Source organism: Gluconobacter vitians, assembly GCF_015244565.1.
GTDB lineage: Bacteria > Pseudomonadota > Alphaproteobacteria > Acetobacterales > Acetobacteraceae > Gluconobacter > Gluconobacter vitians.
Genome location: NZ_JABCQG010000057.1, coordinates 1 through 3135 on the forward strand (window position 1 = coordinate 1; position 3135 = coordinate 3135).

A 3135-nucleotide genomic window follows, 5' to 3' on the forward strand; every position below is an offset into this window, starting at 1 on the left:
TCAATCAGAGGCTCCCAGATCGCCCATGTCTCGTCCGTAAAAGTGCCTGTTCCGTCTCCTTCTTCCATCCCTATAATATGGGAAGTGTTTCAAGTGCTAACAGGCCCTAGACAGTAGAGATTAAACTCTTATTGTTACCATGAAAATCCTGACAGGAACCTGAACGGACAAAGATTTTGAATAATAAATTCCATTGAAAATAACTCACAGTATTATAATTAATTATTTGTTGTCATGTGGAAATTGAAGTCCTATCCCTGAACATAATTCAGATTGCTAACGGATAATCTTATGTCGCGACTTCATCCTCTCGCTGAACGTCATGCTGTCGAGAAACTTGGCTGGCTGCGTGCCGCCGTTCTCGGCGCCAATGATGGGACGCTTTCCACCGGAAGCCTAATTGTTGGTGTTGCCAGTTCTCATGCGACACACGGCAGTATCCTCATCGCAGGATTATCCGCGCTGGTGGCGGGTGCCCTCTCCATGGCAGCCGGGGAGTATGTTTCGGTCAGTTCTCAGCGGGATTCAGAACAAGCCGACATCGCCCGTGAAAAACAGGAGTTGGCTACGGACTGGGACGGAGAAGTAACTGAACTGGCGGGGATCTATCAGCAGCGTGGCCTGGATGCAGATCTTTCCCATAAGGTGGCAGTCGCCCTCATGCAGCATGATGCCCTCGGCGCTCATGCTAGAGATGAACTGGGGCTTTCAGAAGCTACAGCAGCCAGACCCATTCAGGCAGCATTTGCATCAGCTTCAGCTTTTTCGTCAGGGGCCGTGTTGCCCGTTCTGGCAGCCGTTCTGGTGCCTGTTTCGTGGGTGTCCTGGAGTGTCTCCCTGACGTCCGTCGTGGTTCTTGCCATTCTGGGAATTGTTGGTGCAGTCGCTGGTGGCGCAGCTCCCTTGCGCCCGGCGCTGCGCGTGACGTTCTGGGGTGTTGTGGCGATGATTGTTACCGGCGGGATCGGACACTTGTTCGGCGTGTAACGCAGCAGCAGCTATCCAAAAGATACCCATCAATGGCAGGAACAGTGAATTCAAACCCCACTTAAATTAATATCATTCATCATTAATAAATCCCAATAATAGACAATAATGGTTGGCTATTTCTTGGTTTAATCATAAAATAACGAATTAATAAGTATTGCAAAATTATTAAATTTTTTCTCATTCCTATTGTAATTCAAGGGGAAAAGTTACTATATTTCAATATATTTTTTCTTTCTCAGTTCTTAGAAAAAGAATTCATCAATTAAACGAAAATAACTCGACAACACGTTCCTAGAACACTGGATCTTTGTACAATGATCGATGCCTGTAGGGTACTCATGGTCTTTCCCCTCTTCAACGCAAGCTCATTCTGGAACTATCAAGAAACCTGTGATCTAACGAACGCACGCTATCCTGCGGCACCTCTTGGTCTTATTACAGTTGCAGCGCTGCTGCCTGAAAACTGGGAAATACGGCTGGTAAACCGAAACACCGAACAGCTGGATGATGCAGATTTTGACTGGGCCGATATTGTCATGACTGGCGGGATGCTGCCGCAACGCAACGATGCCCTGCGTATTATCGAAATGTGTCGTACCCTTGGCAAGCCGGTCGTGATCGGTGGCCCCGATGTTACGTCCAGCCCCCACCTTTACAGTGCAGCAAATTTTCAGGTTCTGGGCGAAGCCGAGGAAATCATGATTGATTTCATCACGGCATGGCGGCGTGGTGACAGGCAAGGCGTATTCAAAGCGGAGATGGGCAAAACAGATGTTACAAAAAGCCCTCTGCCGCGTTTTGATTTATTGAAGCTGGATCAGTATCTGCACGTTGGCGTTCAGTTTTCACGTGGGTGTCCCTTTAGTTGTGAGTTCTGTGATATTATCGAACTCTACGGTAGGGTGCCGCGCACCAAGACCAATGCACAGGTCATAGCAGAGCTTAATGCCCTGTACGCTCTTGGCTATCGCGGACATGTCGATTTTGTGGATGACAACCTGATAGGCAACAAGAAAGCACTTAAAAATTTCTACCAGACCTCAAACAGTGGCAGAATACAAAGAATTTTCCATTTGAATTCTCAACAGAGGCTTCAATTAACCTCGCGGATGATCCCGATTTGCTGCGTAGCCTGTCTGAGACAAATTTCTTTGCCATATTCGTCGGTATCGAAAGTCCAGATACAGAGTCTCTGGTGCTCATGCAAAAAAAGCAGAATACAAGGCGGAGCTTACAGCAGAGCATCGAGACAATCCACAAAGCAGGAATTTTTGTTAATGCTGGCTTTATCGTCGGGTTTGATAGCGAAAAAGGCAGCATTGCTAAAGGCATGATTGAATGTATCGAAGAGACATCGATCCCGGTCTGCATGGTGGGTCTGCTTTACGCCCTGCCCACAACGCAATTGACTCGCCGCCTTTTTGCCGAAGGTCGTCTTTTTTCCGGCAGTGAACAGACCCAGTCGGGCGATCAGTGTACCGCTGGACTTAATTTCGAAACAAAACGCCCACGGCGTGACGTGCTGAATGATTACAGAACAGTGCTTGCCGCAATCTATGATCCGACTGCTTATTTCGGCCGGGTCCGCAGGCTTGGCCGAATGCTCAAGCGTGAACGCACGCACCGAATGATAAAAGGAGATCTACGCAGTTTTATCCGGCTGCTTTTCCGCATCCACCGGGCCGGACCGGGAACGACCGGGCAGTTCTGGCGTATGATACTGGCTGCGCTTTGCATAACCCCAAAGCACTCCCTTATGTGGTCATGACAAGTGCGCTTTACCTTCACCTTGGTCCATTTTCACGGCAGGTCATTGCTGAAATTGACGAGGAAATAGCAAATATAGATCAAGGTCGGTGGAGCCCTCCACCTGTCATGCAACCTATTGAAGTCGAGCTTATGGCAATCTGACTTGTATTAAGATCTGGAAGCAATGTGCACACACATCGTTTGCCGGCTTCCAGTTTATCCAGTGCCATGGAAAACCATTTTTTCAACTGATGCACAGAAAGTTTCCTGGTCATCGCACGAACATCAGAGGTGGACCCGTCTGTTCGGACAGTTTTTGGGTTTGAATAAGCTATACCCGGTTATTGTTATGCCGCCATTCTGACGGCGTTGCTGTTGGCCCTCTGGTCCTGGGTT

1 protein-coding gene and 1 pseudogene are annotated in these 3135 nt (G+C 48.3%); both read left to right on the forward strand.

Going from position 1 to position 3135, the window contains the following annotated elements; translation table 11 throughout:
* Nucleotides 1-291: 291 nt before the first annotated feature.
* Complete coding sequence (locus HKD24_RS14890) at nt 292-987, forward strand: VIT1/CCC1 transporter family protein (protein ID WP_194260944.1); 696 nt, start codon at nt 292-294, stop codon at nt 985-987.
* A gap of 317 nt (nt 988-1304) precedes the next feature.
* Nucleotides 1305-2901: pseudogene (locus HKD24_RS14895) on the forward strand (B12-binding domain-containing radical SAM protein).
* Nucleotides 2902-3135 lie beyond the last annotated feature (234 nt).